The organism is Xanthomonas axonopodis, from assembly GCF_001304695.1.
GTDB classification, from domain to species: domain Bacteria; phylum Pseudomonadota; class Gammaproteobacteria; order Xanthomonadales; family Xanthomonadaceae; genus Xanthomonas; species Xanthomonas axonopodis.
The window spans coordinates 1-15,980 of record NZ_JFAQ01000241.1 but is presented as its reverse complement, the minus strand read 5'-3'; the positions used below and the strand labels follow the sequence as shown (position 1 = coordinate 15,980).

Sequence of the window (15,980 nt, the reverse complement as noted above, 5' to 3'; positions counted from 1 at the left end):
CTCGGCCGAGCTGCCCTGGCGGCAGTTTGAGATGCGTGGGATCGCCATGGTGGCCAATGCGATGTCCCGCTTGCTGCACCTGGACGATGAGGACGATGAGCAGTTCCGGACCCAGGGCGTGGCCAAGCTGCAGGCGATGGCCGGGCACCTGGACCTGCACCGCGAGCGGTTTGCATCCGCCTCGGCCGCAGATATCGGGGTGCTCTTCAAGGCCCTTGCATCGGCGCGGCTGCAACGCATCGAACACGCGCAATGCCTGGCCCCGATGCCGGGGGCCCAACTCCGGGCTGCGGATCAGCGGCAACAGTCCCAAGCAGAGGCTGCCGATCCCCTCAAGGCTGGTCTGGCGTAATCCATCGCCCCCGATCAGGGCCGATACCCGCTCCAGCGCGGGCTCTCCCAGCGGACGCATCTGGCGTTGCAGCCGCGCCGATGCAAGGGCCTTGAAGAGCACCCCGATATCTGCGGCCGAGGCGGATGCAAACCGCTCGCGGTGCAGGTCCAGGTGCCCGGCCATCGCCTGCAGCTTGGCCACGCCCTGGGTCCGGAACTGCTCATCGTCCTCATCGTCCAGGTGCAGCAAGCGGGACATCGCATTGGCCACCATGGCGATCCCACGCATCTCAAACTGCCGCCAGGGCAGCTCGGCCGAGCCTGCGCGCTCGGCGAGCAGCACGAATGCCGATTGGCACACCGGCCTGGCGAGGCATTTGCTCAGCGCGTTGAGCACGATGGCCACGCCTTGCGCGTCCATGGCCTTGCGCAAGCCGGGCTCGTTGGCCAGCTTCGCAGCCAAGCGGTCGGTGGCTGTCTCGCAGACCTGAGTGCCGGACCATTTGCTCAGGGCATTGAGTGCTTGGGTCACGTTGATAGGGCCAAGGCCCTCGCGCAAGTCCGGATCGTCGGTCAGCCGCGCGACCAGCGCCATGGCGGCCGCTGCACAGATCTCGTCGGCGGGCCATTTGCTCATGGCGCCGAGCGCATTGATCATGCCTTGCGGGTCCAGGGCCTTGCGCAACCCAGGATCGTCGGCCAGCCGCTCGCCCAGCGCACGGGCGGCGGCCGCACACAGCGCGTTGTCGGGCCACTTGCCCAGGGCGTTGAGCGCGTTGGCCACGCCTTGCGGGTCCAGGGCATGGCGTAAGTCTGGATCGTCGGCCAACCGCGCGGCGAGCGCGTGGACCGCATCGCCACAGACCGGCGTGTTGGGCCATTTGCTCAGGGCGTTGAGCACTTGGGGCAGGCTGGAAAAGTCGAGCGCCTCGCACAACTCGGGGTCGTTGGTCAGCCGCGCGGCCAGCGCGTGGACCACGTCGCCACAGACCGGCGTGTCGGGCCATTTGCTCAGGGCGTTGAGCACGGTCGCCACGCCATGCGGGGTCAGGGCCTTGCGTAACTCAAGATCGTCGGCCAGCCGCCCGGCAAGCGCACTGGCGGCAGCCGCACAAACGGGCGTGCCGAACCACTTGCTCAGGACGTTGAGCACGCTCGCCACCTGGTGGGGCTCCAGGGATTTGCACAGCCGGGACTCGTTGGCCAGCCGCTTGGCCAGCGCGCTGACGGCGGCCCCACAGATTGGCGTGTCGAACCACTTGCTCAGGGCATGGAGCACGCTTGCCACGCCTTGCGGGTCCAGCGCCCGGACCAACCCAGGGTCGTCGGCCAGCCGCTCGGCCAGCGCACGGGCGGCGGCCGCACACACCTGGTTGTCCGGCCATTTGCTCAGGGCATGGAGCGCGTTGGCCACCTCTTGCGGCTTGAGGGCTTGGCGCACATCGGGCTCGAATGCCAGCCGCGCGGCCAACGCGTTGACCGTGTCGCCACAGACCGGCGTGTCGGGCCATTTGCTCAGGGCGTTGAGCGTGATGGCCAAGTCTTGCGGGTGCAGGGCATTGCGCAACCCAGGATCGTCGACCAGCCGTGCGGCCAGTGCACTGGCAGCCGCCGCACAGTGTTCGTTGTCGGGCCATTTGCTCAGGGCGTTGAGTCCGGTGGCCACGTCAAATGGATTGAAGGCCGTGCGTAACTCCAGATCGTCGGCCAGCCGCCCGGCCAGCGCACTGGCGGCGGCCGCACAGTCCGCCTTGTCGGGCCATTTGCTCAAGGCATTCAACGCATTGGCAACATCCAGTGAATTGAAGGCAGTGCGCAACAGGCCATCGTCGACGACGCGCCTGGCTAGTGCACTGGCGGCTTCGGCACAGGCCTGGTTGTTTGGCCATTTGCTCAAGGCATTCAACGCGTTGGTCACGTCTACCGCGTTGAGTGCCTCGCGCAAGCCGGGATCGTCGGCCAGGCGCTCGGCCAGCACGCTGACGACCTCAGCGCAATCGGCCATGTCGGGCCATTTGCACAGGGCGTTGAGCGCGACGACCACGCTTTGCGGGTGGAGGGCCGTGCGCAAATCGGGCTCGCATGCCAGCCGCTGGGCCAGGGCGCTGGTGGCGGCCGCACAGCTCGCATTGTCGGACCACTTGCTCAAGGCTTTGAGCGCGACGGCCATCAGGAACAGGTCGAACGCCGCGCACACAGCAGGATCGGTGAGCCGCTTGGCCAGCGCGCTGCCGGCGGCCGCGCAGACCTCGTTGTCGGGCCATCTGCTCAGGGCATGGATCACGGTGACCACTTCTTGCGGCTTCAGGGCCTCGCACACATCGGGCTCGCATGCCAGCCGCTTGGCCAGCGCGCTGCCGGCGGACGCACACACCTCCTCGTCGGGCCATTTGCTCACGGCACCCAGCGCTTGGGTCAGGTTGATCGCGTCGAGAGCCGTACACAACTCCGGCTCGTGGGCCAGCCGCCAGGCCAACGCACTGACGGCCTGCCCGCAGATCGGCGTATCGGGCCATTTGCTCAGGGCGTTGAGGACGTTCGCCACGCCTTGGCGGTCCAGCGACTGGCGCGACTCGGGATCGTCGACCAACCGCTCGGCCAGCGCACTGGCGGCTTCTGCGCAGACCGACGTATCGGGCCATTTGCTCAGCGCGTTGAGCACGTTGGACACGCCTTGCGGGCCCAGGTCTTCGTGCAGCTCGGGATCGTCGGCAAGCCGCCTGGCCAGCGCAGCGACGGTGGCTGCACAGACCGCGTCGTCGGGCCATTTGCTCAGGGCGTTGAGCACATTGGACACGCCTCGCGTGGTCAAGCCCTCGCGCAACTCGGAATCGCCGGCCACCCGCCCGGCGAGCACACTGGTGGCGGCCGCACAGACCGGAGAATTGGGCCATTTGCTCAGGGCGTTGAGCGCTTGCGCCACGTTGATGGGATCCAGAGCCACGCACAACTCGGACTCGTCCGTCAGCCGCTCGGCCAGCGCACTGGCGGCGGCCGCACAGACCGGAGAATTGGGCCATTTGCTCAGGGCGTTGAGCGCATTGGTCAGTTCCTGCGGACTCAGGTCCTTGCGCAACCGGGCCTCGTCGGCCAGCCGCTCGGCCAGCGCGCCGACGGCGACTCCACAGACCGACGTGTCGGGCCATTTGCTCAGGGCGTTGAGCGTGGTCGCCACGCTCTGGGCATCCATCGCATGACGCAAGCAGTTGTCGCTTGCGACACGCACGGCGAGCCGATGCGCCGCGGCCTGGCAATCCGGATGATCGGACCACTTGCTGAAGGAACTGAGTGACAGGCTGATGTTCTGCGCACTCAGAGACTGCCAGGCGTGGCCATCACGCAGCAGGTGACGTGCCACACGCGCCACCGCGCGTTCACACCGACCGCTGTCGATATTTTTTGCGAAGGCGTTCAGGAGCAGAGCGGACGGGTAGCTACCCAGCCCCACAAGATCATCGGCCTGATCGACTTGCCCGGCGATCCACGCGATTGCCTCCATGCACGCGGGCTGGTGCGGGTGCTTGCTCAGCTTGTTGCCCACATGCGCCAGCTGCTTCAGCGATGTGCCTTCGAACCACCTGGTCTGGTAGAGGTACTGCGCTGCAAGCTCGGTGCAACGATCGAGATCGCGGGGCGTTCCCCCCCTGGCGCGCTGTGCATTGGCAACCAGCTGAAGGTATTTGTCGAGCCGACTGGCGTTGACTTGCGCATGCAAACTCTCTTCCAGGAAGGGCAACGCCATCCTGCCGCGCATGCAATCGGCCAGCTCGTTGTCGCATGCCATCGATACGCACAGGTCGACGTTGTGGTTCCGGCGGATTCCGTGGGGCTCGCTCAACTGTCGCAGCTGTTGCTGTCGCTGCGCCTGTAGCCGTTTTTGTGCCGCCACGTCCAGATGATATTGGGCCCTGCGCAGTTCGGCTGTCAGCCGCGTGCCATGGCCTGAGCGCTTTGACTGCCGATAGGGTTCTTGCTCTTCGCGCGGTCGTTTTCCTACGATTCGCTCGGGTTGCCGTTCGGTCGGTCGAAAATTTTCCCTTGTTTCCAAACCATGCTGCGTCGGTCGTTGGGGCCGACGATGCGACGAGGCGCCGACGTCGGCGCTCCCCTTGTCAGGGTACCGCTCGGTTTTGATGCGCTCGTTTACGGCAGAGGGCTGCCAGTGCCGAGAGCGCCTGTCCGATGCGCCTTCGCTGGCATCGGTGTGCTCTTCTTTTACGGCGCTTGCCGTAAAGGGTTGCCTGTCGCGCGTCGACGCTCCTCGGTCATCCGACTCCATCCTCCGCCGTTTTCTAGGAGGCCGTCCAAGCGGTTGATGCGTGCCGCTGGTGCTGGCCGCTGCCTGATCCTTCGTTAGCCTGGGCTTTTCCTCATGAGCGTAAGGCGAGTTTGTGCGGAACGCATTTGGATTGGTGGCATGGGTTTTCATGCCCAAAATTTTTAGTCAATCTGCCCGCGAGCGACTTGTTCGATACGAAGCATCGACGACGTGTGCGACGCGCGCTGCGTGTTGGGCCAAGGGCCCCAACACATAGCATGGATTGAACGCCTGGGATTCAGCACGCCGCCACGGCGACGTGCTCCGCGGCCGTCAAGCACCGTGTTCTGATGGTTATGCACGATTCGATGTTTTTCCATACCAATCCAGCCGAACCTTGCGTGGACCTGCCCACAGCGACGCCACAAGGTCGCTGTCAATCCAGTCATGCGCTTTTCTGTCGATATACAAGGCGTGCCACCGCCGGCAACTCCCGTCACCACCACCGCCATCCAACTGCGAGGGAATCAGGACATGTCATTCGGCAATGACCCGCAGCACGCGTCCTGGAGTGCCGCTTGAAAAAAACGCGTCGCTGCCGCCTACAATCGGGGGCATCTGTTGTGTCCGGATCTTCGCGCATGTCCGTTTTGCCGTTCCTGATCATCGAAACCGGGCAGCCCGTGCCGGAGATGAAGCGTTACGGCCGTTTTCCGCATTGGATCCGCGTGGCGGCCGGACTGGCCGAGCAGGAAACGGTGGCCATCGACGTGGCCAATGGCGACGCGCTGCCCGACCCGGCCGACTTTGCCGGCATCATCGTCAGCGGTTCGGCGGCCTTCGTGACCGACCGCGCCGACTGGAGCGAACGCAGTGCCGAATGGCTGCGCCATGCCGCCCATCAGGGCATGCCGCTGCTGGGCATCTGCTACGGACACCAGTTGCTGGCGCATGCGCTGGGTGGCGAGGTCGACTACAACCCGGCCGGGCGCGAATCCGGGACCATCGCACTGGAATTGCACCCACCGGCCGAGCAAGACCCCTTGTTTGCGGGCCTGCCACCGCAGTTCCCGGCCCATGCCACCCATCTGCAGACGGTCATGCGCGCGCCGGATGGCGCCATCGTGCTGGCGCACTCCAGGCAAGACCGCTGCCATGCCTTCCGCTGGGGCCGGGCCACCTGGGGCGTCCAGTTTCACCCCGAATTCGCCACCCACCACATGCGCGGCTATGTGCAGGCGCGTGCCGACTGTATCGCCCGTCATGGACGTTGCGCCCGCACGGTCGCCCGCGAGGTCACCGCCGCCCCCATCGCCCGCAAGCTGTTGCGCCGCTTCGTGCATCACGCACGCCGGTTGCAAACAGTGAGCGCTGATCCCGCCGCGCGCACGTAAAAGCAGCGATAATCGCGTGACGCCGGATGGTCCGGCGCGCGTATCGATCCGGAATGGGAATGAGCGAAATTCGTAAGGTGCCGGCATCTGCCGGCGCGGAGTGGCTGTTGACCGGTTTCTCGCTGTTGAAGCGGGCGCCGCTGGCGCTTGGCTCGATGGGCGTGATCTGGAGCGTGGCCGCCTCGTTGGTGGTGTCGCTGTCGGTCCTGGTGCCGCTGCTGGGCCCGGCTCTGCAGTTCCTGCTGGCGCTGGCCGGCCCGCTGTTCATGGGCGGCCTGCTGTGGGCCATCCGCGAAGTGGACGAAGGCCGCATCGCCAAACCGTCGCATCTGCTGCACGGCCTGCAGGACGGCCGTGCGCCGCATCTGCTGGTGTCGCTGCTGCCGCAGCTGATCGCCGGCCTGCTGCTGGGCGTGCTGCTGCTGGCGATGATCGGCGCCAGCGGGTTGCAGCAGTTGTCCGAAGTGATGGTCAAGATCAACCAGATCAGCCAGTCCGGCGCGCAGCCGGACCCGGTGCAGATCGAGCAGCTTGCCGCCAGCCTGCCGGCCGGGCGCATCCTGCTGTGGCTGCTGCTGACCATCGCCACCTTCGCGGCGATGACGCTGGCGCTGTTCGTGATGCCACCGCAGGTGATGTTCGACCGCAGCACCGGGGGTCACGCGCTGCGCGAAAGCCTGCGCGCCAGCCTGCACAACCTGCCGGCGATGCTGGTGTTCTTCGTACTGGCCTTCATCGCCATCTTCGCGATCTATTTCGCGGTCATGATCGTCGCGCTGATCGTCGGCCTGATCGCCGGCCAGACCGTGACGATGTGGCTGGCCCAGCTGCTGCTGATGGCGGTGCTGATGCCGGTGTTCGCCGGCTCGGTGTACGCAGCATGGAAGCAGATGTTCACCCACGACGGCGCCGCCGCCCAACCAGCCCCGCCATCGCGGCCGGATGTGTTTGTGGCTTGAGCCGTCTTTGAAATGCCGATGCGTCGCAAAAAGCCGCTCGAAGAGAGCGGCTTTTTGATGTTCCTTTCGCTTTCGCGTGGACGGTGACTGCCATCCCGACGGCTTGATGGCGCATAAGGCATTACGCATACCGCACCGGTCTGCTCAACTCGCAGCGTTGGACGCCGCGTCCTTCGGTGCCACCGCACGCGAGGCCATGATGCCCAGCTCGTAAAGCAGGCACATCGGGATCGCCAGCATCAGCTGCGACACCACGTCCGGCGGGGTGAGCACGGCGGCCAGGATGAAGATGCCGACGATGGCATAGCCGCGGCCTTCGCTGAGCTGCTTGGGGCTGACCCAGCCCAGCAGCACCAGGATCACCAATGCCACCGGCAGCTCGAAGCTGGCGCCGAAGGCGAAGAAGATCGCCAGTACGAAATCCAGGTACGAATTGGCGTCCGGGGTAAGGGCGATCACGTCCGGCTTGAACGTGGTCAGGAAGTGGAACACCGCCGGCAACACCAGGAAATAGGCGAACGCACAGCCGATGTAGAACAGTGCCACCGCCGAGGCCAGTAGCGGAAATACCAGTTTCTTTTCGCGCTGGTACAACCCCGGCGCCACGAATGCCCAGGCCTGATAGAGCAGCCACGGCACGCTGAAGAACACCGCCACGAAGAAGGTCAGCTTGAGCGGTGCGAAAAATGCACCGGCCGGATTCATTGCGATCATCGTCTGCCCCAGCGGCAGCTGCGAGATCAGCGGTGCGGCCAGCCACGAATAGATCGCCCGCGAGAACGGCAGCAGGGCCAGCAACACCACGCCCAGACCGATCAGCGCGCGGACCAGGCGGGCGCGCAATTCGACCAGATGTTCGATCAGACTGCTTTCGGCCTGTGCGTCGTCGAACAGGCTCACGGCTGTTTCTCCTGGATCTTGGTCGGCGCAGCCGGTGTGCCCGCATCGACTGGCGCGACGGCTACCGGCTCGGACGCGCTGGTGAGATGCGCGGCGTGCGGCGCCGGCACTATCGTGTCGTGGGGAGCCGGGACCAGGATTTGATGCGGCGCTGGCGCAATGGGTTGAGCCTGTGCAATCACAGGCGCGGTGTGTGCAGTTGTTCCAGCCGCATCCGTTGCGCCTGCTGCCGTATCGACATCAGGGCGGGCGGACACGTCCGTATGCGCCAGTTCCAGCGGCGTTGCCACCGGCGTGGCGCTGGCGCGGATGTCGATATCGCGGCCGACGTCGTCATGCAGCGCGCGGGCGCCCTGCTCGACCTGCTGCTGCGTGTTGCGTAACTGGTCTTCGGCTTCGCGCAGCGAGGCTTGCACATCCTGCAGGCTGCGCTTGAGCTCTTCGGCCTCGAGTTCGCGTTCGAGTTCCTGCTTGACCGAATCCCACTGCATTCGGGCACGGCGCACCCACAATCCGGCAAATCGGGCCGCCTTGGGCAACCGCTCGGGACCGAGCACCACCAGGGCGACGACCGCGATGAGCGTCAGTTCGCCAGCACCTATGTCAAACACCTGCGCCGCTCCGGATCAGCGCGCGTCGCGGTCGCGTTCGGCCTGCGCCTCACGCGCCTGCTCGGCAGTGCGGGAGTCGTCGCCAAGCTTGCCGGCCGGCTTGTCGTCGTCGCGCATGCCTTTCTTGAATTCCTTGACCGCGCTGCCGAGATCCTTGGCACCGCTGGTGAGCCGCTTGGTACCGAACACCAGCAACACGATCACCAGCACGATCAGCCAGTGCCAAATGCTGAAACCGCCCATGATCTGCTCGCTTGCTGAAAAGAAGGAAGACGCAGGATACCCCAGCGCACCGCGCTGGGGGATGACAGTGCGTTAGCGGTTGCCGTCTAGGGATTCGGTGCGGATTTCGCCCTCCGAGACCGGCTGAAAACCCTGCTGGGCGGGCGGGGTGGTGCTGGGCTGCATCGGCACGGTGCTGGCTTCGCTGGCCGGCGGCGGCACATTGGCCGGTTGCTGTGCCTGCGCCGGCGGCGGGGTTTGCGGACGCGGTGCCGGCGACGCGCCATCGGCGGCGGCATCGCTGCCGCGATTGGCGCGTGCGGTGTAGGTCGCCTCTTCCAGCCGGTCGCGGAAAGCGATCACATCGGTGGACGGGCGTTCGTTGGTGCGGCCTTCGAAAATCATGCGCGGGGTCGCGCCGCTGCCGTAGGCATTGAGGTCGGCGGCATCGTCGATCTGCAACACCGCACCGTCCAGCGCAACGCCGGCAAACAGGCCACGGGCACGCGACCACGACCAGATTTCGGCCTTGAGCTGGCCATCGGTGGCCGCGGCGGCGTTGCGCCCGACCGGGCCTGCGGCCACGCCGGCGTCCGCGCCAAGGGTGAACTTGCCGTTGACGATGTTGTCCAGGCTGCGGTCGTTGCGGAACACCAGCACCACGTCGGACGACTGCACGCCGGCCTGGAAGCCGATGCTGCCGCCGGTGAGCTTGACGAACACCGGCTGCGACCAGCTGCCGTCGGCATTCTTCATCGACATCAAGCCGTGGCCGCGACGGCCACCGATCACCAGGCCGGCCTTGAGCGTGTCGGGAATGACCACGATGGCGCGCGCTTCGTCGAGCAGTTTGTCCGGAATGGCCTGCTCGGGGATCTTCATGATCTCGGTCAGCACCCGCACTGCATTGCGTGCGCGCTGGTCTTCTTCCGGGCCGGCGACGGCATGGCCGGCGGCCAACGTCAGCAACAACAACAGGGCCAGGCGCGACAAACGAGGCATGACAAGCTCCCAGGAAGAATCCGTTAAAGATAGCAATGCCGCGACGTTAGTGCTGGCGCAATGAATCGGTGGTGAGCGCAACCTGCATGGAAAGGACGGCCGATCGCAGCGATCGGTGCGCTGTTGTCGGCAGCAGTGCCCGGCTCTGCCAGAATGGTGCGCATGAACACGACACCCGATACCGCCCTGCTGGTCGTCAACCTCGGCACCCCCGAATCGCCGACCGCCCCGGCCGTGCGCCGCTACCTGGCCGAGTTCCTCAGCGACCGCCGCGTGGTCGCGATTCCGCCACTGTTCTGGAAGCCGCTGCTGTACGGGGTGATCCTGCCGATCCGCGGACCGAAATCGGCCGAAAAATACGCCAAGGTGTGGTTGCCCGAAGGTTCGCCGCTGGCGGTCTACACGCGCCGCCTGACCGACGGTCTGCAAGCGGTGATGCCCGACTGGCATGTGGAATGGGCCATGCGCTACGGCGAGCCGGCGTTGCGCAAGACGCTGGATGGGCTGCGCGCACGCAGCATCAAGCGCATCGTGGTGCTGCCGCTGTATCCGCAGTATTCCACCACCACGACCGCCTCGATCCAGGACGTGGTGGATGCATGGCGCACCAGCGCGCCGGAGATCGCGGTGGAGGTGATCCAGGACTATTGCGAGGACGCCGGTTGGGTGGCGGCGATCGCCGAGTCGATCCGCGCGCACTGGCAGGTGCATGGGCGCAGCGAGAAGCTGATGTTCTCCTTCCACGGCCTGCCGCAGCGCGTGGCCAATGCCGGCGACCCGTATCCGCAGCAGTGCGAACGCAGCGCGCAGGCAATTGTGGCGGCGCTGGGACTGGGAGCGGACGAGTGGCAGATGGGCTACCAGTCGCGCTTCGGCGCCGAACGCTGGCTGCAACCGTACGCCGAACCCACGCTGTGGGCGTTGGCCGAAGGCGGTGTGTGCAGCTTCGATCTGGTCTGCCCGGGCTTTGCCACCGATTGCCTGGAAACGCTGGAAGAAGTGGCGCTGGGCTTTGCCGAAACGCTGGCCGAACGTGGTGCCACACTGAGCTACATCCCCTGCCTCAACGCCAGCGATGCGCATGCGCACGCGCTGGCCGCCGTGGCGCGCCGCGCGTGAGGTTGGAGCCGTTTGCGTGCGAGCTGGCCATCGGCCGGCTCACCGGATTGCGCAACCAAGATCGCGGCGCGCGCCGGGTACTGGCCTTGCATGGCTGGCTCGATAACGCCGCCAGCTTCGTGCCGCTGAGTACGCATCTGCACACGCAGGAGCTGGATCTGGTGCTGCTGGATCTGCCCGGCCATGGCCACAGCGCTTGGCTGCCGGTAGGCGCCGAATACACGCTCAGCAGCACGATCGCCGTGTTGTTGCAGGTTGCCGATGCCCTGGGCTGGGAGCGCTTCACCTTGCTCGGCCACTCGCTGGGCGGCGGCATTGCCAGCGTGCTGGCCACCGCTGCGCCCGAGCGCGTGGAGGCCTTGATCGCCATTGAGGCGCTGGGTGCGCTGGCCGAGCCGGTGGAAAACACCGCCACACGCCTGCGCGATGCAGTCGCGTCGGCACGCACGTTGGCAGAGCGGCCGCTGCGAGTGTTTCCGTCGATGGAGATGCCGGTGCGCGCGCGCATGCTGGTCAACCAGCTCACCGAACCGGCTGCACGGCTGCTGGTCGAACGCGGCGTGCGCGTGGTGGAAGGTGGCTACAGCTGGTGCAGCGATCCGCGCCTGACCCCGGCCGCCATCCGCATGACCGAAGCGCAGATCGATGTGCTGCTTGCCTCCATTGCCTGCCCCACCCAGGCAATCTTCGCCACGCCCGCACAGCCGTATTTCCCGGCTGCGCTACGCGATCACCGCGTGGCGATGATGCGCGATGCGCGGCTGCACATGTGCATATGGAGGTGCCGGAAACGGTGGCGACGGTGATCAACGGGTTTTTGGATGCGTTGCCGCGTGCGTGACGTGCCGACGCGTCGCACGCCGGTGAACTAGACCCATGGCAGATGCCGCCCGTGTTGTCAGTGCGCTTGAATCCTTCGATTCGTGGCATGCGCCGTGGACATTTATGCAGGTGGTGCGTGCGGCTCCCTACTTGGACGCGGACGATCGCGTTGTGTTGGAACAGGCATGGACGGCTGCGTGTCACGCAGACCACTGGATGTCGGCACGCATGCTGGAGGCAGGTGTCGCGGTCGCCGAAAGCGCCCTGTCGAAACGCTTTGGCTGGTTGTCACCACTGGCCTGCCGACAACTTGCCAGGGCGGCGTCTTACCAGTGGCGTTAACGATTGCGTCGACGCATGCACGGCCGCCGGGATTGCCGCGTCGATGCCCCATTGCCTGCACGCAAACGGGTGCCAGTGCTGCAACAACCACCGCTTCTGAGCGAGGCGCGCTGCGCCTGCGTTATTCGGCGTGCAACAACCGACGCAGCTGCGCCTTGAGCTGGCGGCCGTGTTCGTGAAAGTAACTGCGCTCCGCGCGCCAGGTGGGAAAACGTTGCTCCACTTCGGCCCAGAACGCGGGCGAGTGGTTGGCCTGCACCAGATGGCAGAGCTCGTGCACCAGCACGTACTCGAACGCGGAAGGGCGCCCGAGTACCAGCGCCAGGTCCAACGCCATCGAGCCGTCCGGTGCGAGCGAGCCCCACTGCGAGGACATCACCTTCAGCCGCAGTCGTGCCGGTGCGCGCGGCAAGCCGGGCAGATAACTCGGCAGCCAGCGGCCGACATCGGCGCGCGCCTGCGCTTCGTAGAATTCCTTCAAGGTACGGCGCAGGCCAGCATCGCCCAGACGGGCGGGGACATGGAACTGCGCACCGTCCTCGGTGATATCGATGCGTGCATAGCGCCCTTCGTGCCAGCTCAACGGCAGCAACGCACCGCGCAATGGCAGTTGCCCAGGCACGCCACGCTCAAGCGCTGGAAATGCATCGACTTGCTGATACCGCGACAGCTGGGTGGTCAGCCAGTCCAGATGCGCATGCAGAAACCGTTCGCCGGAAATCAGGCTCGCGCGCAGCGGCAAGGTCAGCCGTGCGCCACGTTCGTCGACGCTGAGTTTGATGCGTCGCGCACGCGGGTCGCGCACGCGCAGCACTGCGATGTCGCGGCCGTCCAGCTGCACGCGCACGCAGTCGCGTTCGACAACTTGCGAGGGCGGTGCAATCAGGCAGCGGACAGGCTTGAACATGCGCACAGGATACCGCCGCGATGTGTCAGGCGGTGAGACGCGTTGACTGCCGCACGCAGTGACGGCCAGACCGTGATCGGTGCCCTGCCTGGAAGCGATCGGACAACCGATGGATCAGTTGTAAAGCAGCTGATCTGCGGCTTTGTTGCCGGGGCTGTTATCCGCTACCGTCGCAGAACACATCCCACGTATGTCCTTCACGAAAGCAGCGTAAGAACGCTTTGGTGCGGTGTCCTTGCCGCTTGCGGGGCCATGGGGCGGCATGGATGCCGCCACCGAGCCTCCAAGGATGAATTCACGGCGTGTCCCGCAAGTGGTAAGGGCATCGCGCCCTCGACTCACCGAAAGCTGTTGATTCACGCCTCGAATCGCGCCTCAACGACGCCACCGTTCGACGTTCCGGTTACTCGGCCTTGCTCAATTTCAACGCGGTTTCCAGCAACAGGAACAGCCGGCGGATCTCGGCGCTCATCAACGCAAAGCGTGCGTCGAGTTCGGCGCGTGCGCCGTCGTCTTCGCTGTGTTCGAGCTGGTCCAGGGCGCCGTCGAGGAACTTGAGCTTGCGGATGACCAGATCGTCGCCGAGCACGAACGACAGATTGTCGTCCAGCACCAGCGCCAGCTTGGTGACCTGCTTGCCGGCCTCCAGGTGCTTGTCGATCTCGTCGCCACGCAGTTCCTGGTGCTGGCACTTGACCACCGCGCCGCCTTCGATCGGATCCTTCATCTCGCACTCTTCGCCCAGGCTGAGGCCTTCGGGCAGGGGTTCGCCGGCGATCCAGCCGGTGAGGATGGCGCGCGGGGCCACTTCGGCATTGAGCGGCAGCGCCGGGAAGCTGCCGAGCGCGCCACGGATCTCGCTCATCACGTTCTCGCCGCTCTTGCGGCTGGAGCTGTTGACCGCAATGTAGCCGTGCTGCAGGTCAAGGATGGCGTCGGTGCGCGAGCTCTTGACGAAGGCGCGCGGCAGCAGTTCATGGATCAGATCGTCCTTGAGGCGTTTGCGGGCCTTGCCACCGGGGCGGCGGCCTTCCTTCTCTTCGATCTCGGCGACCTTGCGCTCGAGCAGATCGTTGACCACCGCGCCGGGCAGGATCTTGTCCTCGCCACCGACAGTGAGCCACAGAAAATCTTCCAGACGATGCGAGAGCACTTCCTGCTCGTCGCGGCCGAACGGGGAAATGAAACCACGCGAACTCATTTCCAGCGGGCCGACCGGCTTGAGCTGCACGGGCGGCAGCAAGGTGTCGATCTGCGAAAAATCCAGGGTCGTGGGAAAGCGGAACAGGGTGAGATTGCGAAAGAACATGCGTTGGACCGAATGAAGAAAGACGAGGAAGGTGAAAAGACTGCCGCAGCCGGATCGGCCGGGTCAGTCGCTGTCGTGTGTGGCGTGGCTGGCGGACAGCCAGGCGCTGGGATCAGGATCAGAATCACCCGGCGCATCGCCGCTGCGGCCCAACGCCAGGAAATCGAACAGCGTGCGGTCGGCCAGTTGCTCGGGGCGCACATCGCCCAAGGCGCGTGCAATCTGTTCCACGCGCCCGGGTTGCTCGCGATCCCATTGCTGCAGCAGCTTGCCGACCTGCTGGCGCTGCAGGTTTTCCTGGCTGCCGCACAGGTTGCACGGAATGATCGGGAACTGCCGCGCCTGCGCGTACGCGGCGATGTCGGCTTCGCGCACGTAGGCCAGCGGGCGGATCACCACATGCGCGCCGTCGTCGCTGCGCAGCTTGGGCGCCATCGCCGCCAGACGCGCGTGGTGAAACAGGTTCATGAAGAAGGTGGCGACGATGTCGTCGCGATGATGGCCAAGCGCGATCTTGGTGACGCCATGGGCCTGCGCGTAGGCATACAGCGCGCCGCGCCGCAACCGCGAGCACAGCGAGCACATCGTCTTGCCGGCCGGGATCACCCGGCTGACCACCGAATAGGTGTCCTGCTCCACGATATCGAACGATACGCCCAGCCCGCGCAGGTAGGCCGGCAGCACATGGGCGGGAAAGTCGGGCTGCTTCTGGTCCAGATTGACCGCCACCAGGCTGAACGGCACCGGCGCCTTGCGCTGCAACTGCAGCAGCATGTCCAGCAAGGTGTAGCTGTCCTTGCCGCCGGACAGGCAGACCATGATCTTGTCGCCGGGCGCGATCATGCCGAAATCGGCAATCGCCTGGCCCACCTGGCGCTGCAGGCGTTTGCCCAGGCGCAGCTGTTCGCGCTGCAACCGCTGACGCGGGTCGCGCGGCGCGGGATCGGCCAGGGGTTGCGGCAGCGGCAGGACAGCGGTCATAAGCCGGCCATTGTAGCTGGTGGGTGGCAGGGCGGCCCCCCATCCGCCCTTCGGGCACCTTCCCCCGTGAACGGGAGAAGGGAGCTAACGCCTGTTGACGGAAAGCGCGCGCCTGCTCCACGTAGTCCCCTCGCGCGCGCGCGGGAGAGGATACCCGAAGGGCGGGTGAGGCAGCACGCCAGGCGCATCACCGGCATCACACCCATCCGGCAACCACGGACCAGTTCGTATCTCGCAGCGCAGCAAGCCTTTCCGCGCGGGACTGGGTAAAGTCGCACAGACAGTTTCCCCTCGGATAGGCACGGCATCTCCAGCTTCGCTCCATGGCGGGGCTTTGTTTCAGACGCGATTTTGGTAGCGCTAACATTTTATGTTGCGCGCGCGTGACCATGCCTTCCACTGCCCCCCTCCCCTTGACACAGGAGCTTCACCCATGACCAACACCGTGTACATCGGCGCGAAAGAATATTTCCCCGGCATCGGCAAGATCGGTTTCGAAGGCCGCGATTCGGACAACCCGCTCGCGTTCAAGGTCTACGACGCCAACAAGACGATCGGCGACAAGACCATGGCCGAGCATCTGCGCTTTGCCGTGGCCTACTGGCACAGCTTCTGCGGCAATGGCGCCGATCCGTTCGGCCCGGGCACGCGTGCGTATCCGTGGGACGTGGGCAATACCGCGTTGAACCGCGCCGAAGCCAAGGCCGATGCGGCGTTCGAGTTTTTCACCAAGCTTCGGGGTGCCGTACTACTGCTTCCACGACATCGACCTGTCGCCGGATGCCGATGACATTGGCGAATACGAGAGCAACCTCACCCAC

The 15,980-nt window shown here is 65.6% G+C and carries 12 protein-coding genes and 3 pseudogenes; 7 read left to right on the top strand and 8 right to left on the bottom strand.

Annotated elements, in window-relative coordinates; genetic code table 11:
• Positions 1–3,523 (bottom strand): annotated as a pseudogene (locus XAXN_RS18485) (hypothetical protein); the annotation flags it as partial.
• A gap of 138 nt (positions 3,524–3,661) precedes the next feature.
• Here XAXN_RS18485 and XAXN_RS23315 point away from each other — a divergent pair.
• The 3 genes from XAXN_RS23315 (at position 3,662) to XAXN_RS18475 (ending at position 6,944) form a co-directional block, all read left to right on the top strand.
• Positions 3,662–4,204, top strand: a complete 543-nt coding sequence (locus tag XAXN_RS23315; protein ID WP_167694830.1) for a hypothetical protein — start codon at positions 3,662–3,664, stop codon at positions 4,202–4,204.
• Between the two features lie 1,028 nt (positions 4,205–5,232).
• Positions 5,233–5,985, top strand: a complete 753-nt coding sequence (locus XAXN_RS18480; protein WP_042824356.1) for a glutamine amidotransferase — start codon at positions 5,233–5,235, stop codon at positions 5,983–5,985.
• A 59-nt stretch (positions 5,986–6,044) separates the two neighbouring features.
• Entirely contained in the window at positions 6,045–6,944 is a 900-nt protein-coding gene (locus XAXN_RS18475; protein WP_054320616.1) for a BPSS1780 family membrane protein, read from the top strand.
• Between the two features lie 144 nt (positions 6,945–7,088).
• On the opposite strand, the gene tatC is transcribed toward XAXN_RS18475, so the two are convergent.
• The 4 genes from tatC to XAXN_RS18455 all read right to left on the bottom strand — a co-directional run bounded on the left by tatC (position 7,089) and on the right by XAXN_RS18455 (position 9,679).
• On the bottom strand, positions 7,089–7,844 hold the full coding sequence (tatC, locus tag XAXN_RS18470) for a twin-arginine translocase subunit TatC (protein ID WP_054320615.1): 756 nt from the start codon (positions 7,842–7,844) through the stop codon (positions 7,089–7,091).
• Positions 7,841–8,455 carry a Sec-independent protein translocase protein TatB gene (gene tatB, locus XAXN_RS18465; protein ID WP_054320614.1) on the bottom strand — a complete coding sequence of 205 codons (615 nt, stop codon included), beginning with the start codon at positions 8,453–8,455 and terminating at the stop codon, positions 7,841–7,843. Before tatB ends, tatC begins: the two co-directional genes overlap by 4 nt.
• A 15-nt stretch (positions 8,456–8,470) precedes the next feature.
• On the bottom strand, positions 8,471–8,698 hold the full coding sequence (tatA, locus tag XAXN_RS18460) for a Sec-independent protein translocase subunit TatA (RefSeq protein WP_054320613.1): 228 nt from the start codon (positions 8,696–8,698) through the stop codon (positions 8,471–8,473).
• Between the two features lie 72 nt (positions 8,699–8,770).
• The gene (locus tag XAXN_RS18455; RefSeq protein WP_054320612.1) at positions 8,771–9,679 is read right to left on the bottom strand and encodes a lipid-binding SYLF domain-containing protein; all 909 of its coding nucleotides are present in this window, start codon (positions 9,677–9,679) and stop codon (positions 8,771–8,773) included.
• 153 nt (positions 9,680–9,832) lie between these two features.
• Here XAXN_RS18455 and hemH point away from each other — a divergent pair, with 153 nt between their 5' ends.
• The 3 genes and pseudogenes from hemH to XAXN_RS18440 all read left to right on the top strand — a co-directional run bounded on the left by hemH (position 9,833) and on the right by XAXN_RS18440 (position 11,962).
• Complete coding sequence (gene hemH / locus XAXN_RS18450) at positions 9,833–10,798, top strand: ferrochelatase (protein WP_054320611.1); 966 nt, start codon at positions 9,833–9,835, stop codon at positions 10,796–10,798.
• 2 nt (positions 10,799–10,800) lie between these two features.
• A pseudogene (locus XAXN_RS18445) lies at positions 10,801–11,639 on the top strand (alpha/beta fold hydrolase).
• A gap of 35 nt (positions 11,640–11,674) precedes the next feature.
• On the top strand, positions 11,675–11,962 hold the full coding sequence (locus XAXN_RS18440; protein WP_054320610.1) for a hypothetical protein: 288 nt from the start codon (positions 11,675–11,677) through the stop codon (positions 11,960–11,962).
• A 121-nt stretch (positions 11,963–12,083) separates the two neighbouring features.
• Here the strand turns inward: XAXN_RS18440 and XAXN_RS18435 are convergent, their stop codons facing one another.
• From XAXN_RS18435 to ttcA, 3 genes are all read right to left on the bottom strand, one after another.
• Positions 12,084–12,869: a YgjP family zinc-dependent metalloprotease gene (locus tag XAXN_RS18435; RefSeq protein ID WP_054320609.1), complete on the bottom strand. Its 786-nt coding sequence runs from the start codon at positions 12,867–12,869 to the stop codon at positions 12,084–12,086.
• Positions 12,870–13,272: 403 nt separating this feature from the next.
• The gene (locus tag XAXN_RS18430; RefSeq protein WP_003484983.1) at positions 13,273–14,178 is read right to left on the bottom strand and encodes a recombination-associated protein RdgC; all 906 of its coding nucleotides are present in this window, start codon (positions 14,176–14,178) and stop codon (positions 13,273–13,275) included.
• Positions 14,179–14,241: 63 nt separating this feature from the next.
• On the bottom strand, positions 14,242–15,159 hold the full coding sequence (gene ttcA / locus XAXN_RS18425) for a tRNA 2-thiocytidine(32) synthetase TtcA (RefSeq protein WP_054320608.1): 918 nt from the start codon (positions 15,157–15,159) through the stop codon (positions 14,242–14,244).
• Between the two features lie 433 nt (positions 15,160–15,592).
• Here ttcA and XAXN_RS18420 point away from each other — a divergent pair.
• Positions 15,593–15,980: pseudogene (locus XAXN_RS18420) on the top strand (xylose isomerase); the annotation flags it as partial.